The sequence below is a fragment of the Candidatus Galacturonatibacter soehngenii genome, from assembly GCF_008830185.1.
Classification (GTDB): domain Bacteria; phylum Bacillota; class Clostridia; order Lachnospirales; family Lachnospiraceae; genus Lachnotalea; species Lachnotalea soehngenii.
In genome coordinates, this window is the sequence record NZ_WAGX01000005.1 from 1,432,026 (window position 1) to 1,455,608 (window position 23,583).

The following is a 23,583-nucleotide window of genomic DNA, read 5'->3' on the forward strand; positions in this document are numbered from 1 at the left end:
CTCCTATCTGACTACGCTTCTAACATAATCTCCTAGTTCACTCCAAACAAGCTGTTCCGCATAACATTCTCTGCTTCCAAAGCTATTATGATAGGGTAGCTTAATCTTTTTCATATTTGATTTAAGCACTTCATAACCTGCTTTGTCCAAAAGGGATTCAAATTGTTCGATTTTAGCATTGGATAAATAATCTTCTCGAATCGGCACATATATTTGATTACATTCGCTTAAAAGCTCTAACAACCCCTCTGCTCCATCTCCAAAATCAACAATTACTGTCTCATACTTACTATTTGCACTTACTTCACGAAAAAGTTTCAGCCATTCTTCTTTCTTGACTTCTCGAATGTCCATCGGTGATGAAACTGGAGGAATATAATCTAGATTATTAATGGAATCAACAATTCCTTCTAGCTTAACTAACAAGTTAGCCTTGTCTTGTCTAAGATAATAAATTACATCTGATAAATCAGCTTTATACTCCTTTTGAAAAAGAGTTGAAAATCCAGAATACTCCTCCATATTAAGATACAAGACTGCTTTTTCCTTTGCCAATATTTGACCAAGTGCTAAACAAAAGGAGGATTTTAAGCTTCTTTTAATCGGTGAATACACTCCAATGATTTGGCACTTTTTATTAAGAAGGGATAATGGTTCATCTTCTCTTTCCGCATAATAATTCATAATGCTTTTTAAAATATTACCTGCTGATTGATATTTATATATCGCTTTATAGGTCTTGCCTGCTAAGACTGCTTCTTGTTCAGATAAAAGAATGGTAAGACCAATATTTTTTTTATTAATTAACTCAATATTCATCTTATCACTTACCAATAATATATGAATAAATCGCTCTTTTGCATATTCATGTATACTCTCTTCATTCGTAAAGGCTTCAGAAAAAAATATATTATTTTTATTATTAAAGTAATCAACTAGATTGTAGGCATATGCTGCTTCTTTATCGCATATTGCTATCATTCTATTTTTCATAAAATTCCTCCTATGTAGCACAATACACTAAATAAAATGGGAAGTGTAAAATGAATTGTATTGCTTTTTTCTCTTTCAAGTGTTTGGATTTGTTTGGATTGAAATATCCCGAATAGATACAGACTTATGTTACGAAGTATTTTTATTAGATTTCTTTCTAACAATAGTTTGAATATTGCTATGATTGCTCCAAATATAAAGGATACTATGATACATTGGAAAACCCCTTGATAACCTATGAAACCACCAATCACCGCAAATAACTTTACATCTCCTGCACCAATTCCACCGATTACGAATATAATTAGTAATAAAACGATTGGCAAAAAGACTCCAAGAAAATAATAAATGATACTATGTTTATTAACTACAACGGTAAAAACAAAACTTAATAATAATCCGATTAAAATTAACTTATTACTAACCTTTCCTGTCGTAAAATCGAGTATCACTGCAATTAATACTAAAAGTATTACAATAAAAAATTTGACATACCATCACCTCTGTTCAATTAAAATACATATTGGAAAAGTATTATGCAGATTGCATAAAGAATATTAAGACTTGTCCTAAAGTAAAACCATTATATAACAACTTTTCTCATTTGTCTAGTTTTATTTTAAAATAAATTAAAAAAAGCAATTGCGTAAAGTAAAACAAACCCTGGTATCCCCAAAGCACCAATTGTTCCAATCGTACCAAGATTTACTCCTACTAAAACATCAATCTCTTGTGATAGAAAGATTGTATTTAATAAATGTAGACTAACTGCTCCAAACACCATCCTAAGTATTACATTTACAAAAACCTCTGTTTTGTTTTTGGCGAACACAATAATAAGAACAATTGCGCAAACTACCAACATAAAGATAATAGCCTGTTCTAATTTCATTTTAAATCCCTTTCGACATGTAATATATAACTATTTATATGATAGTTTGTTCAAATTATTACAAAAATGTATATATTCATTAAATTTGCACTATACTAGTAAAAACAGGTAAATTTATTAACGTTGAATTAAGAGGATTTGCTCTTGATTAGCACTATAGTACGTTGAGAAAGCAGGGATATATTGATAAAAGAATTTTTGAGTACAATCAAAATACTACCACCGACAAAAAACGAAGCTGTTTCACTGCAAATATATCATAACCAAGAACATAGCAATCTATTATCCGACTTAGCTAAAACAAAAAATGATTTAGACATTGCCTATTCTAATTTCGAAAATGTTATTGATCCTGATTTAATTGATAGTTGCATCTATGAATTAAATGCGGTCCAAAAAAAATACAAATTTCTTTATGAGCGTGTGAAGCAGCATGAATTAGAGAACTTATTATAAAAGTAGATAAAAGAGGATATGTAGACGAACCCTACATATCCTCTTTTCATTTATACACAAAAACCTCTATTTAAGTCTTGAGTTGAATAACTTTCTGACAATGTACCTTTTCCATAGGTCAGTCCCGCATATACTTGTTGGGTATTTCCCATCAAAGGTGCAGAAGAATCTTGTTTTGCAATCTCTTCAAAAGCTTCTGTCAGAGTGCGAATCATACGCTTAATGGCCGGAAAATCTTGAGGCTCTTTCTTTATAACAGATTGTATTAGTAGTTTATTGATATAAATATAAATCTGCATCAATTCCACCGCAATTTTATGTCTTGTATCTAATGATGTCATCAACTCATAGATGCAAGCTCTTGCTTTTTTGGTTGTCAAAACAAAGCCTTCCAAATCTTCTTTATCATAGTATGCGATTGCTTCCTCTAGATATTCCATTGTCATATCAAAAATCACTACTACCAATTGGCTTCGATTGCTTTGCGTAATTCGAAGTGTATAATCAGATATCTTTTCTTTTTTCATGAATTACCTCTTAAGATAATAATTGTAACACTTGCTGTGGTCTATCATTTGCTTGTGCAAGAATAGCAGTTCCTGCTTGAGCTAATACATTCTCTTTTGTATAATTGGTCATCTCCTCAGCCATATCGGTATCCATAATTCTGGAAAATGCTTCTTCTAGATTCAGAGAGTTTGTATCAATACTAGCCGATGCAGATTCCAATCTATTTTCATAGGTACCAATTGTACTTCTTGCTCTTTGTACCTTATCTAACGCTTTATCAATCGCATCCAAGGAACGAACTAACCCTTCTGGTCCAATCATATTTAAGTTATCAATGCCTAGTGCCTTTACGGATACATCTGGCAATACAATATCTAGTGTCTGTCCTTCATTGGCTCCTATTTGAAGAATCATAGATCCAATTCCAGTTGCTTCGATTTTAATATTAGCTGAACGTGTCGGATCATCCACGATTCTTGTTAGCGTATCTCCTGCAACCGTTAGATTCATTTCAAAACCATTTCGATCGGTTATTGTCACCTGATCACCATCTGCTTTATAAATTGCAGTATCTGAAAAACCAGAAGCAGTATTTAATGTAATCTGCGCATCTACTCCGACAGAAGTAATCACTCCTGCTGTGGCAATATCACCTAAGCCTAATGCGTCTAATAACGCTGTGTTTTCACAGGAAATATTTACATGGGCCGCTGAACCATATTCCTCGGCTACGAATAAAAAGCTGGTTGTTCCGTTTACAAAGGAGGTCGTATTATATCCAGCTGAGCCTACTGTAGCCTCAGTAAATGTATTAAGAGGCAACGCTGTTGGGTCTGCTACTGAATATAGATTGACATCTGCATTTTTAGCCCCATCTCTAAGCTTTTCGTAAACCTCATCAGCAGTGTCACCTTCTTCAATCTTTATCACTACTCCATTAATTGTGATTGTACCTGCCTCAGCCGCAGTGATAGGATCTGGTATATTGGTAACACTTGTTCCAGGCGTAGTATTCATTACAACTGCTTTTTTAGGTGCAGTGGTAACAGTTAAGCTATAATCCGCAGTTAAAACATCTTTTGAATATGCATTAACTGTAACAGAAGAGGAATCGGAATAAGCGCGATAAGATAGATTGCCATTAATAAGTGCTTGCCCATTAAATTCTGTATCTCTAGTCAATCGGTCTATCTCTTTTACTAATTCATCTACTTCCGATTGAATACTTTGTTTATCATCCTCTCCATACGTTTCATTCATAGCTTGTAGTGTTAATTCTCGAACTCTTTGGAGCATGGAGTTAATCTCAACCAAAGCACCTTCCGCCGTTTGCAAAACTGAAATACCATCTAATGAGTTTTGTGATGCATTGTCGAGTCCTCTAATTTGATCTCTTAATTTTTGTGAAATAGCAAGGCCTGCTGGGTCATCAGATGCATTATTAATCTTATAACCAGAAGACAATCGTTCTGTTGATTTTACCAAGCTGTTTTCTGTACTTTTCAAATGATTGTTCGCAATAACTGCCTGTATATTATATGTAAGCTTCATTTTACCTCCATCTGTACTTTTTTGTACTTGTTTTCCATCTGTTTTATTTATCGACTGGAATAATTAAAAACTTTAGTTTGTAATTTAATTGGTCTTGGTTTGCTGGTTTTGTATGGAAATAACAAACGCTTTGGCTAGACGATAAAGGTCTTTCGTATTTGCTTGGTTTTCTATTTCACTTGGTTCTATATCGTGCTTTATTTGATTCATATCAAGATTTTTACTTGCTATAAAGTCAAGCTTACCAAGCGAAATACCACTCGCTTCAAGCTGGTTTTTCAATACATTTCCATTACTTTTTAGTATATTTAAACCACTTTGATTATCCGATGCTATGTATCCATAAGCTTCTTTGTCTTTTAGCACAAATTCTGCTACTGCTTTACCTACCGTCTCATTTTCCATGGTTATGGAAACTTTACCAGACTGCGTTCCACGAATTACAGTCAAATTGATGGATGTAATTTCTTCTCCAATTTGTATTGGTATTTCATACTTTTCTTCCTTGCTTAAATGAGTAGTCAACTTAATTTCATTTCTTAAAAGTTTAAGCTCTTTTAAATCAAGGGACGTAACATCTTGTTCTTTTACTTTTTCATCCAATGAAGACATTGCAACCTTCTCTAGATTCTCATAGGCTTGTTGCATCTCTTCTTTGGATTCAAGTGCGTCTGTAATCTGTGTGAAAGCATCAGAGAGTTTGTCGTTTTCTTTACTTTGCTCGGTCAATTTCTGGAACATACTTCCTCTTTTATTCATTAACGCATCCGCTGCCAAGATATTATGAATGGTAATTGGCTGTCTAAAGTCGGAAAGCATCGTAATAACATTTTTTTCAACCTGTGAAGCCTTTTGGATTACCTCTTGTTGTTCTTTGTAATATTCTTCCGATATCAGTTTATTTTCTTTGGCATTTGATAGTTCATCTACGAACTTTTCCAAGGACATATCTTTTATCTCGCCATCTTCAAACACTTGCTCTAATTTATCTGGTGTTATCTCTCTTAATGCTTTATCTAAAAGATTATTATAGTATTGTGTTTCTCCTGATTGATTATTGGCCTGCTCTTGTCCCATATTGGTTTGGCTAGGAAAAGCAGAACTTAACTGTTCACTAATAGAGGTTGTCGTAAAATGAAGGGATTCCAATCCACCAAAGTTATCATCCACTTTCACGTCCAAACCTTTATTTTTTATCGTTCGCACTCCAGTCAAAAGATTATTTAATGTAATCTCTGCATTTTGGTTTACCAATGCTCCAATCACTTGTCCATCTGTCTTTTCCACATTATGAAGCAAACGATACATTCCAACAAATGCATCTCTTTCTTTTGATGAAATTTCACTATTTTTTTCAAGTCTCCATAAAAACTCACTATACTTTTCTTGTGAATTATCATCTCCTAGAAGATGATTCATATCTTTAATCTGGTTATTTAACTCATTCACATCCGTGTCCAAAGGATTGATACCTTCACGTATCATATTTAATACCACCTTCGGCGTTAAACTTGAAATCGTCTGGTTTACTGCCGCGTCTGCTACCTTTACTGCATTAATATTCTCAAGATTAATCTCCATGTTGTTGTAACCTAGAATTCGAACCGCACGCTGATTGGAGTTGGTTATCTCAAGACCTAAGTCTGTTAAAATGTCATCTACATTTTGAAAGGCTTTTGCGATATGATCACCCATATCACTTCTTGGTTTGGTCATCAACGCTTCGTAGCTTTGATTTGCAGCATCATATTTACTTTTTAATTCACTTCCTGTTTTATGAATTCCTTGAATGGAGTTTGGCGTTTCCCCTGATACTACCTTTCCAATCACGTCACTTGGTACATATCGAATTTCAGAAAGTTTTGTTGTAATATCTTTTAGTGTACTAATATTTTGTGTACTTGCCTCTATATCGCTACTATCCAAAAGTTGCTTGTAATAAAGATTCTCTGCATTCTTAAGCTCTGTAATCAAGGCTTGTAAACTGCTTGTCTCTATGGATATTCCCTGCTTTAAAAGTCTATAATTAGCTTCCACGCTCATCTGTAGTCGAATTTCTTCTAGCTGTCTTCTTGCCGTAATATAAGTTATGTTATTTTCAATTACCTCTAGTGCTTTAGAATTCGCTTTTTCACTCGTATCCTCTGTCTGTTTTGCCTGAACATCCTTTAGATTAGAGATGGTAACTGGAAGCTCATTTGCTATCACTTCTTTAATATCTTGTGCAGTGGTCTCTTGAATTACCTGATATGCCTCTTGAGCTCGCTCTACGAAGGAAGGTTCGTTTGTTACAAGCGCTTGTACTGGTTTTTTTCCTTCTTGTATTGCCTGCATAATCTGGTTTAAGACATCTTCTTGTGATAGAGGAAGTGTAACATCTTTTAATGATTCGTACTGTGATAATGTATCCTTTGTAAGTGGAATATGATTCTCCATCAGCCATTTCGCATCAGACAAAGTCTCATTATCTACTTTAAGGTTCGCACTTTCAATTACTTTGCTCATGGACTCTTTTAGACTATCCCAGTTAAAATCGTCTGAAATTTTTCCAACATAACCTGTTCCTTCACTAAAAAAGCCTGCTGCGTAGGTTCCACCTGCACTGTTTAATCCGCTAAATTCAGCTTTATAAATATTTTCAATGCTAGGAGCTAGTTTATTATGAATCAAATATTTGAGCGCACCGTCGGATATAGGCTGTAATTGATTTGCTATTTCCAAGGCTTCTTCGATATCTTCTATATTATCTTTCGTAATTGGGAGATTACTTTCCATAAGTTTCTTAGAAATCTCCATTGCAAGCTGTGAACTACCTGCAACCTTTTCGATTGCTTCCTTGCTGATATCCCCTGTTATCTGATAATCTTCACAATGAGTTGCAAGATAAATTTGTATTTTATCTGTTACCGTAACAATGGTTTTAACCTCATCTTCCGTAACATCAAAACCTTCTTTATCAAGCTCTGATAAGTCATTAGAAGTCACCGTCTTACCAAGTGCAGCTAATGTACTTTTTACGAACTCTGAAGGCTGGGTTTGTGCTGCTTGCATGATATCTTCCTGAGCATTCTCACCCATTTTAAATAGCTGATTTTTGCTGTCAGAGGACTCTACTTTAAAAGCATCTTGGCTAAATAATTTTTGTGTCACACTATCTATATTTTTTTGCTTTTCACTAAACTCTAATTTATTATGAATACTATTTAAATCTACTTTATTATTTACGTTCATAACCGCCTCCTGCATAGAACCACATACTTCATATTCCTACTCTATGCGGTATATTTCGGCATATTAATTTAAATCCTTAACAGAACTTAACTCAATTATTTCTTTTAGGGTACATATCCTTGTCCCTTTAATAAACGCTCCGCCTTCGGTTGCATCAATAACCTTGGCATCAGCCTCTTTTGCAATACGCTTTTCAATCCATTCTTTATACATATTTAGTACTCGTGTCGTATAAACGATTCCACCATCAACGGATTGAATGGGAATCAACCCTTCCATATCTGCATTTCTTCGACCTAACGTGCCTGTTGCATGTGTTTGGCTATCGGTATGAGCCATATCTGCTCCTAGCAATATAACTCGCTTGGCTTTTAGACGCAGACATATGTCAAGTGCCGTTGTCGTAACCGATCCCCCTGTACCATACAGGTTATAATTATGTTCCTTTGCATATTTTTCTGCTTCTGGAAAACCCGACTGGCATACCAAATACTTTGCTCCTTTGTGAACCATTGCCAGTTCTTTGCAGGCAGTTGATAATAAAATTAAGGAAAAGTCTTCCTTTTTTACGCCACGAATTTGTCCAATCAAGGTTTTTTTAGCATCTGTAATGATAGTGTAATCTGCTTTAATTCCCATATTTTCAAGTTTCTTATGTACCGTTCCTACCGCAAAAATAATACTATTTTGAGGCTTTTCTCTTAATAATTCAATGTTTTTATCAAGAGAAGGCCCTGCAGCAATTAAGTAGACATCTTTATCACAAAACTGGTCAAATAGCTCATCAACATAATGATCGCAATTCTTTATATTACTAAAAAAGTTTGATATCATCCAATCATTTTGATTGCGAATGGAGCTATCCACAATAAAGAGATTCTCAAACTTTTCTCTTATTTCCTTTTTTTTAACCGTTCGAATTGAGGGCTGATGTATTGCTAATACTCTATCAGAATCTGGTATTTGTGTCCTACTTGCTAGCTTTGTTAAATCTGGATCATAAATAATTTTTATTCTGTTTGTTGATAAATGATGTAAGCTTCCATACATAACAGCTAACTTAATCATATCCAAATCCGATTCATACACCTCGACACAAAAAACGTCTTTCTGTTCGATAAAGGCATTTGCATGATTTAATAACTCAATTCCATATAAAATATATTGAGACGCCCTTGGTGTATAATATGCATCTGCAAATAATCTTGCTGTATCTTGTGGATCATTATTGCTTGTTAAATAAAAGGAGTCCGCTTCGTTTACTACCTTAATTGTTACACTTCCATTTGTTGTAGGCTCAGGAAGGTACCTTTTGCTTATGCTTGTGTCATCTTTTATTAATTGATAGAGCTTGTTATCATATTGTTCTAACAAAAGAAGATTTTGCTCATAATGATTGGAAAGCATTAGGACATCTTCTTTTGATTGTATTACCGTTTGTAGACTAATTAGGAATGGAAGTAACTGAAGCTCTAAAAGGTCAGCTAGCAAATGATAATCGTTTTGCTTTTGCGATTTCGTAATGGATTCTAGTAGTTCCATGATATAAATCTCATCTAGCGTTACATATTCTTCGTTAAAATAATCTTTGTGTTCTAAGACCTGTGTAAGAAACTCAGTCATAATTACGTGCATAAAGCGTAACAACTGCATACCCCTACTATGGTTTTGTCTTCTTAATTCATAAATCACGTGTTTTATTTTAGTAATTAACTCTTTATTTTGATTGTATATTTTCTTCACTTAAAACCTCCAATTAACCAAAATGTCTATTCTACATCAAAATCAAAATAAGTATCCTTGTACGGCTCATCTTTCAGTTGAAAGTGCCACCACTCTGTACGAATGGAATCAAAACCTGCTTCCTCCATAATCGTTCTTAAATACTCACGATTTTCATGCTGACTTTTTGTGATTTTATCGGTATCATAATTAGATATGGTATCAAGCATATCAAAAGGGCTTCCCATATCAATTTCTGAACCGTTTTCATCTACAATGGTAAGATCAACTGTACTTCCTCTGGAATGTCTGGATTTTTTTGATATGTATCCATTTTGAAATAAAACTTCTTTTTCCATAGAAGGGTAAAATACCTCTTTCATACTATCGTCCTTGCTGCTCTCCCATCTTAGAAAATGGTTGACCGCCTTTTGAGGTCGATACGCATCATATATTTTTATATGATAGCCATCCTGTTGTAAGCGATCGGAAGCTTTTTTTAGCGCTTTCGCTGCGCTTGTGGTTAAGATTGCAAATGGTGCATGATAACCATCAATCTTCTCTCCAACAAAATTATAATCCGTCACATACCGAATATCTAGCTCGGCAGTTGGTATTACATCGTCCACATACACGAAACCCTCTGGTAGATTATACTTTTTCTCTATTTTTATAACCTGCTCTTCTACCTCTTCTTCGATTGCAACTACTTGCTGGTTTAAAGCTGGTACATTGGCTTTCTCTAAGCTCTTTGTCTCTTCTATCAAATCTAGGATTGGGGAAGTGATTTCTTTTGTCTCGTTACTTTCTTTTTGTGTTAACAATTGTTTTCCACAGCCAGTAAATATCGTAACAAACAGCAATAAAAGAATTATTTTTTTATTCAAACCAAGCTCCTCTCCAAACAGATATCACTAAACAATGCGAACGCTCCAATCACACTGTTTTTCTACTACCTCAATTATCGTTTCTAATCCCTCTTTGTCTTGTTCATCAAACCTCGAAAAATTAGGGCTGTCTATGTCTAGTACACCAACCACTTTGTTGTCTATTATAATAGGTACTACAATTTCAGAATTCGATGCACTATCGCAAGCAATGTGCCCTGGAAACTGATGTACATCCTCAACCATTTGAGTCCTGGCTTCTTTTGCTGCTGTACCACATACTCCTTTTCCCAATGCTATTTTTGTACAAGCTACTTTTCCCTGAAACGGGCCAAGTAGTAAGATTTCTTCTTTCAGTAAATAAAAACCTACCCAGTTAATGTCTTCTAGTACTTCATTTAGAAGTGCAGTGGCATTGCTTAAGTTGGTTACTAAGGGGAGGGTGGGGTCTATGATACTTTTAATCTGGGCAATTAAAAGCTTATATTTTGATTGTTTATAACCAGTTGATTTTGATTTGCTCATAATACTTATCCTTTTGCTTTGAATTTATTCTTCATTATATATTATAAATATATCGGTCTCTTCGCTTTTAAAACTAAGGACAAGACTCTGCAAAATAGTCTTGTCCTTAGTTTTAAAGTTCCTATACTCCTATTTTATTACTCCTATACTTATATCATCACCGATAGGAAATAGCTTTAGTGACTGACCTATTTCTTTTTCATAATATTCAACTGCTTTCTTTACATTTGGCCATTCTGGATTAAAATAATCATGTATTACAATAATTCCATTGTCTACTAATTTAGGATAAAAAAATCGGAGTCCTTCTAAAGTTGGTTTGTATAAATCCAAATCTAAATTAACGAAAGTAAACATTTCATTCACCTCTAATGCTGATTCCGGAAAATAACCCTTTTTTACAATACATTGCTCCTTAAACCTCATCTTACCTAAAACTAACTCAACTGATGTATCCTTTAAGTGTTCTGCCTTTGCGACTTTAGCTGCTCCTTCTTCAAATTTTATATCTTGATTATCAAACCCTTCAAATGTATCAAATAAATAACATTTACGATCATAAAAATAGTAGTTTATCCACTTTGCAAACTCTCCGCGATACACACCTGCTTCAGCAACGCATCCTTTAATTTCGTTTTTCATCACTAATTCTGAATACCTTTTAAGCCAGCTTATTCTAGCCTCTTCGGAATTAGTTCTTCCTTCATCTAATAACATACTGTTTGAAATTCCCATTTTTAATAATTGAGTTTTAATTTCTGAGACAGACACACTACCAATTAAAATATAATCAAATTCTGTAGCTATTAAGTTAGAAGGTGGAATACATTGTATTCCATCAATAATAACGCTACCCCACTTTCTCCTATCATTATCTACAAAATATATAATATTAAATTTTTCTTTATTTTGATTATACGATTTTAATCCTGTTGATCCTGTTCCAAATATAATTACTTTTTTCATTTTACTAACACATCTTTCCTATTTTTGGAAACCCATACCCTTGCTAATTCTAAATCAGTCAAATCATGAATATCAATAGATTCATCTATTCTGTAGGGCTTAACATTTTTCCCCATAAAATCCCATGGTGGTTCCCCTTTTTCTTTTCTCAATAGTGTCTTAACATTTAAAACCCAAAAATTATGTGCCAGAAAAAAACATTCAGGTAAATCTTGCCTATTTGTAGATATCTCACCTTCTATTTGACCAGAGTCGTACATTACTAAATTTCCATCACTACCTATTTTCTTTGCTCTTACCGGATGATGATCATTATCTTGATATATTGGTACAACTGCACTAACACTCATATCATCCAGCATAATTTCAATACACTCATCAACCCATTCGGTTTTTATAGTTACATTGTTTGCTAATACAGTAATTAAAATGTCTGGAATTTCCCCTTGACTTTTCATTATATCTAAAGCATGGTAAATACTATCTATGTGTTGCGCTGTTGGTAATGCTAGTTCATGAGGTCTAACAATTGGTATGTAGCCTATCTTTTTTGCCTCTTTTAGAATATTTGAATCATCACTACTACAATAATTTTTTTTAACATACTTTGAATTTGCTACCGCTGTTGCTGGATAATACAAAACAGGTTTACCTAATATATCCAAAATATTTTTATCTCTTAATGTGTTTTTACCTCTTCCGGTCAGCAATGAGTATATTTCCATAATTTATTTCTCCTCTCTTTGTATAGCCCATTTAACCATTTCAGCTATACCTTCATCAAAGTTAGTTTGAGACTGCCAGTTTAACTCATTTTTTATTTTTGTATTATCTCCATATATTCCATGTTGATCTCCAGGAGTTCCTTTTATATACTCTACTGTTACATTATATGGTAAGTTATTTTTAATCTTATATACTAATTCTTCAACTGTATACTTTTTACTATTCGAAACATTATAAATCTCAAAATTACTATTAGTTTTTTCACTGTTCAGGGCAAGAACCATTGCTTCAACAACATCGTTTACATTTACAAAGTCCCTAAACCTATCTTTTGAACCTTTTACCACAATGTGTTTATTTTTTATAGCTTGTGCAAGATATATGCTTAACATACCTTGTTTTAAATTTTCCATATTCTGACCAATTCCATATACATTAAACAATCTTAGAACAGTACATTTAATATCAAAAGTACTATAAATTTTCATATAATTTTCACTTGCCAATTTTCCCACGGCATAAAAAGACTTTGGGCTTGTATATGACTCCTCATTAACAAACTCTTCTTTATGGTCACCATATACAGACATTGAACTAGTATAAATAAATTTCTTACAACCAGTTTCTTTTGCTAAATTAAGTAGCATAAGTGTTGACTGTGCGTTTGTTTGCAAATCATAAACAGGCTCGTCAAAACTAATTTCACCTGAACTTTGCCCTGCTATATGAAAAATAGCTTCGAAATTATAGTTTTTTAATTCTCCTATAATACTTGAATCAAATACATTTCCAATATAAGATTTACAATCTTTTGGAATGTTTTGCATTTTACCTGTTGATAAATTATCAACTGTTACAACCTCATATTTTTCTTCTATTAATCTTCTAGCTAATGCTGAACCAATAAAACCTGCTGCTCCTGTAACTAATATACGCATCATTTTCATATTCCTTTCTTTTCTAAGAAAAATTGTTTAAGAATTATTAAAAAATGAATTATCAATATATATGCTTCTCTTTGAAATCATCATCTAAGAATACGCCATTAGGTTATTCTTCTTTAAACACAAATAATATTAGCTCATGGTCAATTGTGTCATAGATAACAATAGCTTCACACGTCAAATTTTCCAAAATCTATGGTTAGTAACCCATACATTGTTTCATAATGACTTAACACTTAACATCAGAAAATTGTATGTAAAATATTTTTTAATAATAAATATACTTCTTTTTTCTACTCTGATTACGCATTTAACAATGGTATACCTAATTTCCCCAATAGAATCCCAAAACTAAAATTTCTTTGCACTAACTATTAATAAACTTCTTATAGAATTCAAAATAATTTGTACTAAAATCTCCAACTCCGCATAAAAATTCTCTTGTTGACATCAACCTTTCCTCAAATAGATTAATATTATTAAAATATCTTTCATAAATTTTTAATAATTCTTTACTATTACTAAACCTACACCATTTTATTGCACAATACATGTCACTATCTTCTACAAATCTAAAGCAAGGTAATAAGGCATAAATAAATTCTTCAAACATAGATGTGTTGCCTAAAAGAACAAAATCAACGCTCTTAATTATGTCTTTTTTATTCAAATTACCAACTAAATATTTTCTAAAAAATTTTCTATCAATCACACTGATATAACGCCCTTCATTATCTGCTGGATGCATTCGTACAACATAGTTTAAATTATATTTATTAGCTATTGCATTGGCAATTAAAATTAATCTTTTGTTTTTTTCAATTACTGTATTGTCCCCATTTTCTAACACTATTAAAAATTGCTTCGTTGAGTTTATTACTATATTATCCACTTTCTCAATTTCATAACTCATAGGCATGCCTGTTGTTATGAGTTTATTGGGATCTGTACCAAAATGTTTAGCTATTACATTAGTATATTCACCGTGTGATAGAAAATAATCACTGTATGAATACTTAAAATGCCAAGCTTGATGAAAAAATCCATGTTGTAATGTTGCCGTTTTTATTCCAATACTGTTACAATATTGAACCGTCATACTATCGATCATATGTAAATCACTTAAAACAACAACCAAATTCAAGCTATTTCTTTCTTTATCTATAATATCTTTAATTGAATAAAAATTGTTTACTCCAAAATTAAGTTCTAGGCAACATGCAATTTTTAACCAAAATGGCATATCTATTTTCAGCATTTGAAGAAACCATAGAACCGTATAAAAATAAGATCTTTTTATCTTTAAATTGGATTTACCCGCAATAACTTCAATCCGGTGTTCACAAAGTGTAACATTTTGCTTAAACCACTTAACATAGTCCTTTCGATTTGAATATGAGTTTGAACATAAAAAGAGCAAACTAGACTTTCCTTTACAATTAACATCATAACCTTGTAGACATTTATAGCTATAATATTTTTCCTTCACGTCCTGAAAAGATATTGATTTGTTAAGTGTCAAAAACGCTACCAGCGTAGAACCAACCTTTTCTATTGGTATACCTACAAATTTAATTTTATTTAATTCTCTAACATATTTTTCCCTTTTATTTTTCATCATTACCTCTTTATTTCTTTACTTATAGTAAATAGAATCCTAGTAATAAAGTAATTAATCTAATGAGAATATTACGCTTTCCAATGATACGATATTAAAGTTCCCTTTCTTCTTTAGCTCTGCTTCAATTGTGTTATAATCAAATATTGCCGAAACAACTATTAAGTCAACTTCCTCTAACTCTTCATTCATATTATAAATATCCAAATCAGAATTTGGTATTCCACCATTTTGGTCAATTCCGTATTTTATACAAACTTTTCCTTCTTTAAGTTCCTCGTAAAGTCTAGTGCCTAGTTCTCCCATTCCATAGATAGCTATGTTTTGATAACCATTATGAACAAAATATTTTTCCACAGAAAGTCCTTTATTGCGTAAACTTAACCAATGATTTAACAGCTCATAATATGCTCTAAATTTAAATGCCTTATCATATTTCTTGTTTTTAGTATTGAAATATTTTACAATTGCTGCGCCTACTCCCGCACCTGCTATTAATGTTAAAAAAGTAGATATTACCTTCTTCATAATTGTATTACCTTCCTTTATTTTTATTCTTCTAACTACATCCCATACACAACATCTTCCAATGAAATTATATCACAATCACATTTATTTCTTAATTCTTTTTTTATACTATCATAAGCATTGACGCTGCTTACCACAATACAATCCACTCCTTCAAAACGTTCCTCTTCATCAAACGCTAATATATCTAAATCAGCGAATGCAAGTGTAGGATCTCTATCAATTCCATAACTAACTACAATGGAACTATTGTCTAATCTTTCATATAATCGGTTTCCCAGTTCGCCCATTCCATAGATGGCTATAGTTTTATATCCTCTTTCTACAAAATAGTCCTCAATGTTGTAATGGTCAAATTCTACCTTTAACCATTTATTTAATACTTCATAATATAATCTAAATTTATCTATTTGTTTTTCTGTACTTACAATAATCTTATCCTTCAACTGATTGGATAAAAAAAATCCCAATCCTCCTGATATAATGCAAAACATAAAAATTATAAATGTATTCACTATTCTTCCTCCAATGCTTCCTTAACAGCCTGTAAATACATAAACTTGTATTTTTTATCAGGTTCTAAATAATTTCCCTCTCCCCACTCATTCCAAGCATTAAGAAACAAAAACTCATTTCCTTCCTTTTTAGAAAGTTGAATCTGTTTTTTTAGATATTGTTTAAACCTTTGTGGTGTTGATCCTTTACAGACTATTCCATCAATCCCTCTTCTAGGTGTATCATCATAGTTAACAAAGGCTCCCCTAAATTCGTTTTTTGCATGGGGTTTATTAATCATTGTTTCATTCAACTCTTTATAGCTTAATGTATTACAAAGGAACGAATTAAGTATTTTATATTTTCCATATTTTTTTCTCATTTCCTCCTTCCACTCAAATAATGCTTTATTTTTCATACCAAGATTTTTTCTGCTTTGTCCAGGTTCAAAATCAACGGTAGCACTAATTCTTTTGTTTTTTATTATCTTTCCATTGCCAGTAATCATGCCTACCAAATAAATTCCATCAAATCCATTCTCTTTAGCTAGCTTATTCCAGTAATCTAGCATTCTATCAAAACATAAAATAGTATTAATACGATAAATCAAAAATACTGGTTTATTGTCAATTTTAATATATCTTTCATCTTTAAAGAAATCTAATAGATAGTCAAAGTGTTGTTTCCATTCGGATTCTTTTCCATATTTTTGCTGAATTAATACCTCTTTTTCTCCTTTTGCGCCATGCCAGGTCCTTGTCCATGATTCATTTGCCCAAGCAAAGCAAAACGGAAACTTTATATTTTTATGTTCTAATAATAATTCTGTAGGTTTTTCTAATACTTTTTTTCCACCTTCAAACCAATAGTGATAGAAGCAAAATCCATATATGCCGTATTTTTTTGCCATTTCAACTTGATTTTCCATTGTTTCTATATTAAGAAGGTTATAATAATTATCCTGATACGGTTCTCGTGGTTGATAATGCCCTTTAAAATAGCTTTTTGCTTTTTTAACATTTGTCCACTCCGTAAAATTTTCTCCCCACCACTCATTATTTTCAGGTATTTCATGAAACTGGGGCAAATAAAATGTCAATATCTTCATCATTCTCTCCATTAATCTTATAAAAGCTCACTTACTAGCATTGATTCCAAATTTATTATTTGACTATTTACATATAATTTAAGCTCTTTTGATATCTGATTAAAATCATATGAAGTGGTTACAATAACAGCATCTACTTTCTCTTCTATTTCCTTCATTGATACAGTCTTTATTCCTTCAACAATACTTTTATTTTCATCAATCGCAAATGAAATCTTAACATCAGTTTCTTTTAGAACGTTAATAAGCTGAATGCCTACTCTACCTACTCCATATATAGCAACCGAATTAATCTTTGAAGTTTTTAAATAAACTGCTAATTTTTCTGAAAGATTATGAATTTCACTCATTCTCATAGCCATTTCATAATTGCTTTTGTATTTTACACTACGTTTTGTTTCATGCAGTAGCACATGAAACATAGTTTCATCCATAACCTCAGGTACAACTCTCTCTTTATAAATCAAGAACTCTTCCTGTGTCAACTCTCCTAACATATGTCTCATAATTGCCGATATCATTTCACACAATTTCGTTTTATCACGGACTAAATCCTTGTTTTTTTTCACCATGTAAATATATGCATCCAGTGCATTTCTATAATTATAGTTAACACTGTTTTTAGAGTAATTAACATTTACTAACATTTCATTTACAAAACCTATTTTGTACTTATAACATATCCTCAATGCTAGTTCCCAATCTTCAAGGCATCTAAGAGTTTCCTCAAATCCCCCAACTTGTTCTAATACTTCTTTTTTGATAATCATTGTTTGGGTACTAATCTTATTCATTTCAAACATTGATTCAAAAATATTTCCTTCTAATTCCTCTAAACTATATTTTTCAGAAGGATACTTATAGTTCAAACTTCCTTTCAGATAGCGATATGCACAATATACTAGCCCATAGTCTTCTTGTTGAAATAATTGTAACTGGTGTTCTAGTTTACTGGGTAACCATTCATCATCACTATCTTGAAAAGCAATATACTCTCCTTTTGCATGCTGAATCCCTTTGTTTCTTGCTCCAGAAGGACCTAGATTCATTTCATTTTTAATATACCTAATTTTATCATTGCCCAAAAGCCCAATTAATTTTGCTGTATTATCACTTGAATTATCATCAACAACAATAATCTCAATATTTTGATAAGTCTGATTTAATACACTTTCAACCGCCTTTATTATCGACCCAGCTCTATTATACGTTGGTATTACCACCGATACCAAAGCATTTTCTTGCATAATACTCTCCTCCTATACATAAAAAATCTTTGGCTCAGTAACAAATTCCTTGAAACTCTTTTCTATATAATCTTTAATTTCACTTATTGAAAATAATGATGTTATAATAAAGTTCCTATTTCCATTACCTATTGCCTCTTCTAATCCACAAATGGTTACTCCTTCTTTCATCCTTCCCCACAAGGATTCCTTTCGATCAATAAAACAACTTACTTTTATATTATATAATTTACATATAAAGTAAAACTGCCTTCCATTTTCTCCCGCCCCGTACAAAGCAACCTCTTCAATTCCTAGGTTATACACATTTTCTACTACTTCTTGCATGTTTTTTATTATTTCATTCCCCGCAGAATTTTTCAAAGCTTTTCTCAAATAATAAAATTCATCCTTTAAAGTGATAAGGCCTTTCGGCCAAACAATATTACTATTTTGGTAGGAATAGCTAACATTACATTTGTCTATAAATTCAATACCTTTGTTTTCTAATAAATCCAAATTTTCTTTTGTTATAATTGGTTGTTTATGATTGGTTCCAAAGTTAGTATCTGCTTCAAAACTCATTATAAGTTCTACTTCTTTTAATGTAGGTATGTCAATCATGCGATGTAATATCTCTAAGCACCCTTTTTTATTGTCTATAACTTTATCAGCAATCTCTGGCTTTTGCTTTCTAAAATAAAACCAATATTGCTGAAAATTGAGAATCCCTTCAAAAACAATATTAGTAAGCCTTTCATTTTTTATAGACTCATCTTGTAGCGGAACAATTTTGTTTCCTACTCGCTGATATCCGATTGTGCTTCCCTCACAAACACTTATTAATTTTTCTAACACATCAGGAGTTCGATGAATTGTTGTCATCATATTAATATGTTCAGCAAATGTTCCTGTGTATCCTTCAATATTTATCCCGTTGTAAACACGATCCTCTGTTACTCCCATTCCTAGAAAATGTTTTAAATGAAACTCTCTTTGCTCTAATCGTAATGCTCTTTCTGTCCATTCCTGAATCCTTCCCACACAACCAATATCAATGGTTGCCGCATCCATTAAATTGTTAATTTCTTGTTCTAAATACTCAATGTATAACCTACGTTCTTGTTTCACATAATCTTCAATCTTGTTTTTGTTTTCTTCGTCAAGCAATCGTTCGATCATATATTCCTTTAGTGATGCATAATTATCAAACGGTATGGAATGAGATACCTTTAGCTTCGTATCAAAATAATATTTAGCTTCTTTAAAACCATGCTCATCTAGTCCAAATATTGTTATCAGCTCTCTTATCGTAAGATTACGTACCCCAATAATATTCTCTATTTCTTCTCTGTCAATTTTTTCTATTGCACCAATATAAGACACTTTTCTAGATGTATAAATTGCCTTTACATTAATCGATAATTGTTGGTCTTCAATTTCTCTCTTCAGTAATTCTGATAATAGAAATCCTTCTCGCATCAGTGGGTATATATTATTTATATTTAGCTTTTGCATTCTTTTTACCACATGAGATACAAATAAAGTCAGAAAGGGGCCAACAATACTCGCCCCTATTTCAAATGCAGTTTTTTCCTTATCATCTACAAAATCCACTTGCTGTGTAGCAATTTTTCTCAAAGATAATATTTCTGGCTGTGGTATATTGTGTCGTATCTTTTCATAGTCATATACGCTATTCATTTTTGTCGGAATCACATCATAGTGAAAAGCATGTAGACCATAGTTAAGTGCTTGTTCATAATCACTATATTTGTTATCCCCTATATGTAAAATTCTACTTTTTTGAACTTCTGGGAATAACCTAAATAACTCTTCGTAAAGTACTCCTTCTTGCTTACTACTCCTCTTTTCACAAGAAACAATAATTTCATCAACAAGTTTTATATCAAATCGAGCAGACTCCAGCAATTGAATGATTTGCATTTTATTAAGATACATATCTGAAAGCAGTACTATTTTTTTCTTTTGTCTGCTAGCTTCTTTTATTAACTCATGAATATCAGGATTTAGGTATCCTAAACGCATTTCTGTTTCAATCTCCGCCTGCATCAACATTTCTTTGCTTTTAACAATATAGGTAGGCATTTCATTATATATATCTTCTAGTACTACTTCTCTATGTGCATACCGACTTCTAGCTCGTCTTTCCATTTCTACCCGAAGCTTCAAAAATTCATATGGAGTTATATCAATATTAGTTATTCCATCACTAACAGCTTTCTTCCATACATATTCAAATATATCAATTGGTTTTGCAACAGTTCTTAACCATAATGTATCAAATATATCTAGACTAACTACATCATATTTTTGTAAATTAATTGCTAGTTTCATATTTTACCTCCATTAAAGCAGTATCTATGTGTACAAATTATTGAAGTAAGTACTGCTTTCATTATCTGTCGTAGTTATCCTATTATCCTATAAATCTTGTTATAAACCTTTTCGCATGCTAATTCATTCGGTGTCGCAAACATCCTATCTCTTGACTTAATGCGATTCTTAAGGCATATATCCTCAAGCATAACCCTTTTAATTACTTCTATAAGCTCATCCATGTTATATGCTTTTAATTCTGGCATGTATTCATCAAAATCAAAATAACACTCTCTCGTATCTTGTGAGTAGGAATCGTAGTCATAGTAAAAACCCACAACAGGTCGATTAAGCAACATAAAATCGGTGTAGATTGATGAATAATCTGTCGTTAAAATATCCACTAATTGTAAAAAAGTATACGGATCAATATTTGCATCCACATATTTGATATTTGAATAATTAAATTCTTTGAATTTATTTGCAATAATTGATTTTGGATGAAGTTTTACTAAAAAAATCATATTATTTTGAACTAAAAAGTGATTAAATTTATCAAAATTCATAACCGAAAAGAGCTTAGTTTCTGAATTGCGGAAAGTAGGCATATAACAATTGACCTGTAAGTTCTTCTTTCTCCAGCTTGTTATAGAAGTTATTAGCTCCTTTTCCTTTTCATTATATAAATTCTGAAATTCCGGGTCCAACAGCGCATCGTTTCTTGGCAAACCCGCCTCTATGATATGTGACTGCGCCACCCGAAATGCGGACATAAATATTTTTGTTTTGACTGGTGATGTCGCCAAAACATAATGATTTGGCTTTTCATCCGACATTCTTCGAAGAAACGTTTTAAATTTATCCCAATTATTTTTGGGATGTCTTACCTTGTCAAATTTGTTATCATAGTTAATTTTCTTGTTTCCAACTCCGTGCCAAAGATTTACTTTCGTCGCACCACCTGATAGCCAAAAAGAGATGTCTTTGGAATAATTATCAAAAATATAAACTTTACCTCTTAGACAATAATAAATCCCTTTTAGCGAACGATAATAATAGACTTCGTAATTCTTACCATTTAAAAACTGTACCACATCTTTGTTATGCGTAATCCAGATTGGCCTTATTTCATTCTTTTGGTTTTGATTTGCATACAAATAAAGGTACTTCGGATTATCCGCGAAACGGTTGCCGAATGTACTCCCAAACAACCATATATTCTTATCTCTTGGAGTAAGAAAGGATATCCAGTAAATCGGTAGTAACAAAACCTGTCCCCAATACTTTATCCCATCAATCAATTTTTTTCTCATGTAATTTAAATCCTATTCTTTTGCTTACCATTTTTTTAATATGGTTTTTCTCTCCATAGGGTCTAACAAGCTAATTTTACTATCTTCATAATAAGAATCACTTTTCACATGAGTCGTTGATACCTCTTCAAATATAGCCCCCGTTGTAGAGGTAAAGGAGTGTCTTTCCCCTCTTAGTACCGTCTGTATATCACCTGGTTTCATGTCTATTTCTTTTCCTTCAATGACTACATGCAAGTCCCCATATAATAACTGGAAGGTTTCTTCTTTCACTTTATGTGCATGAGTTGGGTGCTTTTGACCTGGAAGAACAATTAATAGCTTTTTGCAATATTCACGATTAATAATACTAATAATGATCGCACCCGTTTGCCTAAAATGCTGCATTCCATAGTGGTGTGATAATTCTACTTCAAAATCATTTCCTAGAGCGATTCCCGCTTCATAAAGCATACCTTTTGCATCGTGTACAACACTTCTTGCCAGTTTAGTAGGGGTTATTTTTCTTGTTTCAAGAAGCTGTGAGTTTTTATCATAATCTTTGCTAGCGATAACTCCTTCATAGAACTCTCCACTATTCATCTGCTTATCGTGACATGGCATAGCAAAAAAGACATCATCTCTTGTAATAGTTTCCCCAGCCTTAATGTCACGCTTACAATACACTCCACGCATTAAAGAGTTAAGAGAATCTAATTCTTCCTGACTGATATATTTATCATTCTGCTTTTTCGTAGTACAAATAAGTTTCGCTTTTAATGCCGCTTCCACCCATTTTTCCGCCTGTGCTGGATTCATGGAATAAGCATTTAATTTTATTGTTTCTGTTGGGAGACCAACATGACGTTCTAATATTTTTGCACCTTTTGCTATTGCAAGCATTGTTACAGTATTATCATCTGGATCTTCATGACCGGAATATCCAATTGTAACGTCACGGTATCTCTTATTCATTCGGTCAATGAAATCCAGTTGTAAATGTTCCAACGGTGCCGGATATTCAGCTACACAATGCAAAAATGCAAATTCGCATCTTCTGTGTGTGAAATAATTATATATTTTGTCGATATCAGACAAGGACTTACCACCCGTAGAAATGATCAATGGCTTACCTGTTGTTGCTACCTTTTCTAATAGAGGCCAATCAAGCGCACTACAGCTTGCAATCTTGATGATATCAATTCCTTGATCCATACACCAATCAACACCATCTTCGTCAAAAGGAGTACTCATGGTAACCATGCCTTCATCTCTTACCGCTTCAACAAGTTGGGTAAATTGTTCATAGTCTAACCTGGTACTCATAAATCTTGGAATATGGTTGACATCTGTTCGCTCCTTGTAATCTGGATGAACAAATGTCTCTAAATTTCTATATTGAAGCTTAACAGCAGCTCTTATATTATTTTTTCTTGCTATTTTCCCCATGTTCTTAATGATATCAATGCCGTGTTCTACACTGCCTTGATGACTATTTGCCATCTCAAAAATAAATAAGTCTTCAAAAATACTCATAACTACCTCCATGTATGTAGACAGGTTCTAAAACCTG

21 protein-coding genes are annotated in these 23,583 nt (G+C 32.5%); 1 reads left to right on the forward strand and 20 read right to left on the reverse strand.

What is annotated here, in order from left to right; all coding sequences use genetic code 11:
* Positions 1-3: 3 nt before the first annotated feature.
* From F7O84_RS14005 to F7O84_RS14015, 3 genes are all read right to left on the reverse strand, one after another.
* A complete protein-coding gene (locus F7O84_RS14005; protein WP_151146407.1) occupies positions 4-993 on the reverse strand; it encodes a P-loop NTPase family protein in 990 nt (329 codons plus the stop codon).
* Complete coding sequence (locus F7O84_RS14010) at positions 990-1,472, reverse strand: A24 family peptidase (RefSeq protein WP_151146410.1); 483 nt, start codon at positions 1,470-1,472, stop codon at positions 990-992. The genes F7O84_RS14005 and F7O84_RS14010 overlap by 4 nt, the downstream gene beginning before the upstream one ends.
* Positions 1,473-1,612: 140 nt before the next feature.
* Complete coding sequence (locus F7O84_RS14015; protein WP_151146413.1) at positions 1,613-1,885, reverse strand: pro-sigmaK processing inhibitor BofA family protein; 273 nt, start codon at positions 1,883-1,885, stop codon at positions 1,613-1,615.
* Positions 1,886-2,083: 198 nt separating this feature from the next.
* Between F7O84_RS14015 and F7O84_RS14020 the strand changes: the two genes are divergently transcribed.
* Positions 2,084-2,341, forward strand: a complete 258-nt coding sequence (locus F7O84_RS14020) for a YaaL family protein (RefSeq protein ID WP_243140893.1) — start codon at positions 2,084-2,086, stop codon at positions 2,339-2,341.
* Between the two features lie 50 nt (positions 2,342-2,391).
* Here the strand turns inward: F7O84_RS14020 and F7O84_RS14025 are convergent, their stop codons facing one another.
* The 17 genes from F7O84_RS14025 to F7O84_RS14105 all read right to left on the reverse strand — a co-directional run bounded on the left by F7O84_RS14025 (position 2,392) and on the right by F7O84_RS14105 (position 23,546).
* Positions 2,392-2,868, reverse strand: a complete 477-nt coding sequence (locus tag F7O84_RS14025; protein WP_151146416.1) for a flagellar export chaperone FliS — start codon at positions 2,866-2,868, stop codon at positions 2,392-2,394.
* Between the two features lie 10 nt (positions 2,869-2,878).
* Positions 2,879-4,402 carry a flagellin N-terminal helical domain-containing protein gene (locus tag F7O84_RS14030; protein ID WP_151146419.1) on the reverse strand — a complete coding sequence of 508 codons (1,524 nt, stop codon included), beginning with the start codon at positions 4,400-4,402 and terminating at the stop codon, positions 2,879-2,881.
* 84 nt (positions 4,403-4,486) lie between these two features.
* Complete coding sequence (locus F7O84_RS14035) at positions 4,487-7,633, reverse strand: DUF6240 domain-containing protein (RefSeq protein ID WP_151146421.1); 3,147 nt, start codon at positions 7,631-7,633, stop codon at positions 4,487-4,489.
* 63 nt (positions 7,634-7,696) lie between these two features.
* A complete protein-coding gene (locus F7O84_RS14040; RefSeq protein ID WP_151146424.1) occupies positions 7,697-9,376 on the reverse strand; it encodes a motility associated factor glycosyltransferase family protein in 1,680 nt (559 codons plus the stop codon).
* Positions 9,377-9,402: 26 nt separating this feature from the next.
* Positions 9,403-10,242 carry a M15 family metallopeptidase gene (locus F7O84_RS14045; protein ID WP_207708060.1) on the reverse strand — a complete coding sequence of 280 codons (840 nt, stop codon included), beginning with the start codon at positions 10,240-10,242 and terminating at the stop codon, positions 9,403-9,405.
* 27 nt (positions 10,243-10,269) lie between these two features.
* Positions 10,270-10,767, reverse strand: a complete 498-nt coding sequence (locus tag F7O84_RS14050; RefSeq protein WP_151146427.1) for a GAF domain-containing protein — start codon at positions 10,765-10,767, stop codon at positions 10,270-10,272.
* A gap of 129 nt (positions 10,768-10,896) precedes the next feature.
* Positions 10,897-11,733 carry a TylF/MycF/NovP-related O-methyltransferase gene (locus F7O84_RS14055; protein ID WP_151146430.1) on the reverse strand — a complete coding sequence of 279 codons (837 nt, stop codon included), beginning with the start codon at positions 11,731-11,733 and terminating at the stop codon, positions 10,897-10,899.
* Positions 11,730-12,458 (reverse strand): acylneuraminate cytidylyltransferase family protein, encoded by a 729-nt coding sequence (locus tag F7O84_RS14060; RefSeq protein WP_151146433.1) that lies wholly within the window; start codon positions 12,456-12,458, stop codon positions 11,730-11,732. Before F7O84_RS14060 ends, F7O84_RS14055 begins: the two co-directional genes overlap by 4 nt.
* Before the next feature lie 3 nt (positions 12,459-12,461).
* Positions 12,462-13,400 carry a GDP-mannose 4,6-dehydratase gene (locus tag F7O84_RS14065; RefSeq protein WP_207708061.1) on the reverse strand — a complete coding sequence of 313 codons (939 nt, stop codon included), beginning with the start codon at positions 13,398-13,400 and terminating at the stop codon, positions 12,462-12,464.
* Positions 13,401-13,770: 370 nt separating this feature from the next.
* Positions 13,771-15,021: a hypothetical protein gene (locus F7O84_RS14070; protein WP_151146436.1), complete on the reverse strand. Its 1,251-nt coding sequence runs from the start codon at positions 15,019-15,021 to the stop codon at positions 13,771-13,773.
* Between the two features lie 54 nt (positions 15,022-15,075).
* Entirely contained in the window at positions 15,076-15,549 is a 474-nt protein-coding gene (locus F7O84_RS14075) for a hypothetical protein (protein ID WP_151146439.1), read from the reverse strand.
* A gap of 35 nt (positions 15,550-15,584) precedes the next feature.
* Positions 15,585-16,064: a hypothetical protein gene (locus tag F7O84_RS14080; RefSeq protein WP_151146441.1), complete on the reverse strand. Its 480-nt coding sequence runs from the start codon at positions 16,062-16,064 to the stop codon at positions 15,585-15,587.
* On the reverse strand, positions 16,064-17,152 hold the full coding sequence (locus F7O84_RS14085) for a glycosyltransferase WbsX family protein (protein ID WP_151146444.1): 1,089 nt from the start codon (positions 17,150-17,152) through the stop codon (positions 16,064-16,066). The genes F7O84_RS14080 and F7O84_RS14085 overlap by 1 nt, the downstream gene beginning before the upstream one ends.
* A gap of 17 nt (positions 17,153-17,169) precedes the next feature.
* Positions 17,170-18,399, reverse strand: coding sequence for a glycosyltransferase (locus tag F7O84_RS14090; RefSeq protein WP_151146447.1), 1,230 nt, complete (start codon positions 18,397-18,399; stop codon positions 17,170-17,172).
* Positions 18,400-18,411: 12 nt separating this feature from the next.
* The gene (locus F7O84_RS14095) at positions 18,412-20,736 is read right to left on the reverse strand and encodes a hypothetical protein (RefSeq protein WP_151146449.1); all 2,325 of its coding nucleotides are present in this window, start codon (positions 20,734-20,736) and stop codon (positions 18,412-18,414) included.
* A 74-nt stretch (positions 20,737-20,810) separates the two neighbouring features.
* Positions 20,811-22,031 carry a CDP-glycerol glycerophosphotransferase family protein gene (locus tag F7O84_RS14100; protein WP_151146452.1) on the reverse strand — a complete coding sequence of 407 codons (1,221 nt, stop codon included), beginning with the start codon at positions 22,029-22,031 and terminating at the stop codon, positions 20,811-20,813.
* 24 nt (positions 22,032-22,055) lie between these two features.
* A complete protein-coding gene (locus F7O84_RS14105) occupies positions 22,056-23,546 on the reverse strand; it encodes an N-acetylneuraminate synthase family protein (RefSeq protein WP_192451762.1) in 1,491 nt (496 codons plus the stop codon).
* Positions 23,547-23,583: the final 37 nt, after the last annotated feature.

What these genes read in the sequence shown, in the direction of transcription:
- F7O84_RS14005 (WP_151146407.1), bottom strand. Translation starts at nt 993, where the DNA reads ATGAAAAATAGAATGATAGCAATATGCGATAAAGAAGCAGCATATGCC.
- F7O84_RS14015 (WP_151146413.1), bottom strand. Translation starts at nt 1,885, where the DNA reads ATGAAATTAGAACAGGCTATTATCTTTATGTTGGTAGTTTGCGCAATT.
- F7O84_RS14025 (WP_151146416.1), bottom strand. Translation starts at nt 2,868, where the DNA reads ATGAAAAAAGAAAAGATATCTGATTATACACTTCGAATTACGCAAAGC.
- F7O84_RS14030 (WP_151146419.1), bottom strand. Translation starts at nt 4,402, where the DNA reads ATGAAGCTTACATATAATATACAGGCAGTTATTGCGAACAATCATTTG.
- F7O84_RS14035 (WP_151146421.1), bottom strand. Translation starts at nt 7,633, where the DNA reads ATGAACGTAAATAATAAAGTAGATTTAAATAGTATTCATAATAAATTA.
- F7O84_RS14050 (WP_151146427.1), bottom strand. Translation starts at nt 10,767, where the DNA reads ATGAGCAAATCAAAATCAACTGGTTATAAACAATCAAAATATAAGCTT.
- F7O84_RS14055 (WP_151146430.1), bottom strand. Translation starts at nt 11,733, where the DNA reads ATGAAAAAAGTAATTATATTTGGAACAGGATCAACAGGATTAAAATCG.
- F7O84_RS14060 (WP_151146433.1), bottom strand. Translation starts at nt 12,458, where the DNA reads ATGGAAATATACTCATTGCTGACCGGAAGAGGTAAAAACACATTAAGA.
- F7O84_RS14065 (WP_207708061.1), bottom strand. Translation starts at nt 13,400, where the DNA reads ATGATGCGTATATTAGTTACAGGAGCAGCAGGTTTTATTGGTTCAGCA.
- F7O84_RS14070 (WP_151146436.1), bottom strand. Translation starts at nt 15,021, where the DNA reads ATGAAAAATAAAAGGGAAAAATATGTTAGAGAATTAAATAAAATTAAA.
- F7O84_RS14075 (WP_151146439.1), bottom strand. Translation starts at nt 15,549, where the DNA reads ATGAAGAAGGTAATATCTACTTTTTTAACATTAATAGCAGGTGCGGGA.
- F7O84_RS14085 (WP_151146444.1), bottom strand. Translation starts at nt 17,152, where the DNA reads ATGAAGATATTGACATTTTATTTGCCCCAGTTTCATGAAATACCTGAA.
- F7O84_RS14090 (WP_151146447.1), bottom strand. Translation starts at nt 18,399, where the DNA reads ATGCAAGAAAATGCTTTGGTATCGGTGGTAATACCAACGTATAATAGA.
- F7O84_RS14095 (WP_151146449.1), bottom strand. Translation starts at nt 20,736, where the DNA reads ATGAAACTAGCAATTAATTTACAAAAATATGATGTAGTTAGTCTAGAT.
- F7O84_RS14100 (WP_151146452.1), bottom strand. Translation starts at nt 22,031, where the DNA reads ATGAGAAAAAAATTGATTGATGGGATAAAGTATTGGGGACAGGTTTTG.
- F7O84_RS14105 (WP_192451762.1), bottom strand. Translation starts at nt 23,546, where the DNA reads ATGAGTATTTTTGAAGACTTATTTATTTTTGAGATGGCAAATAGTCAT.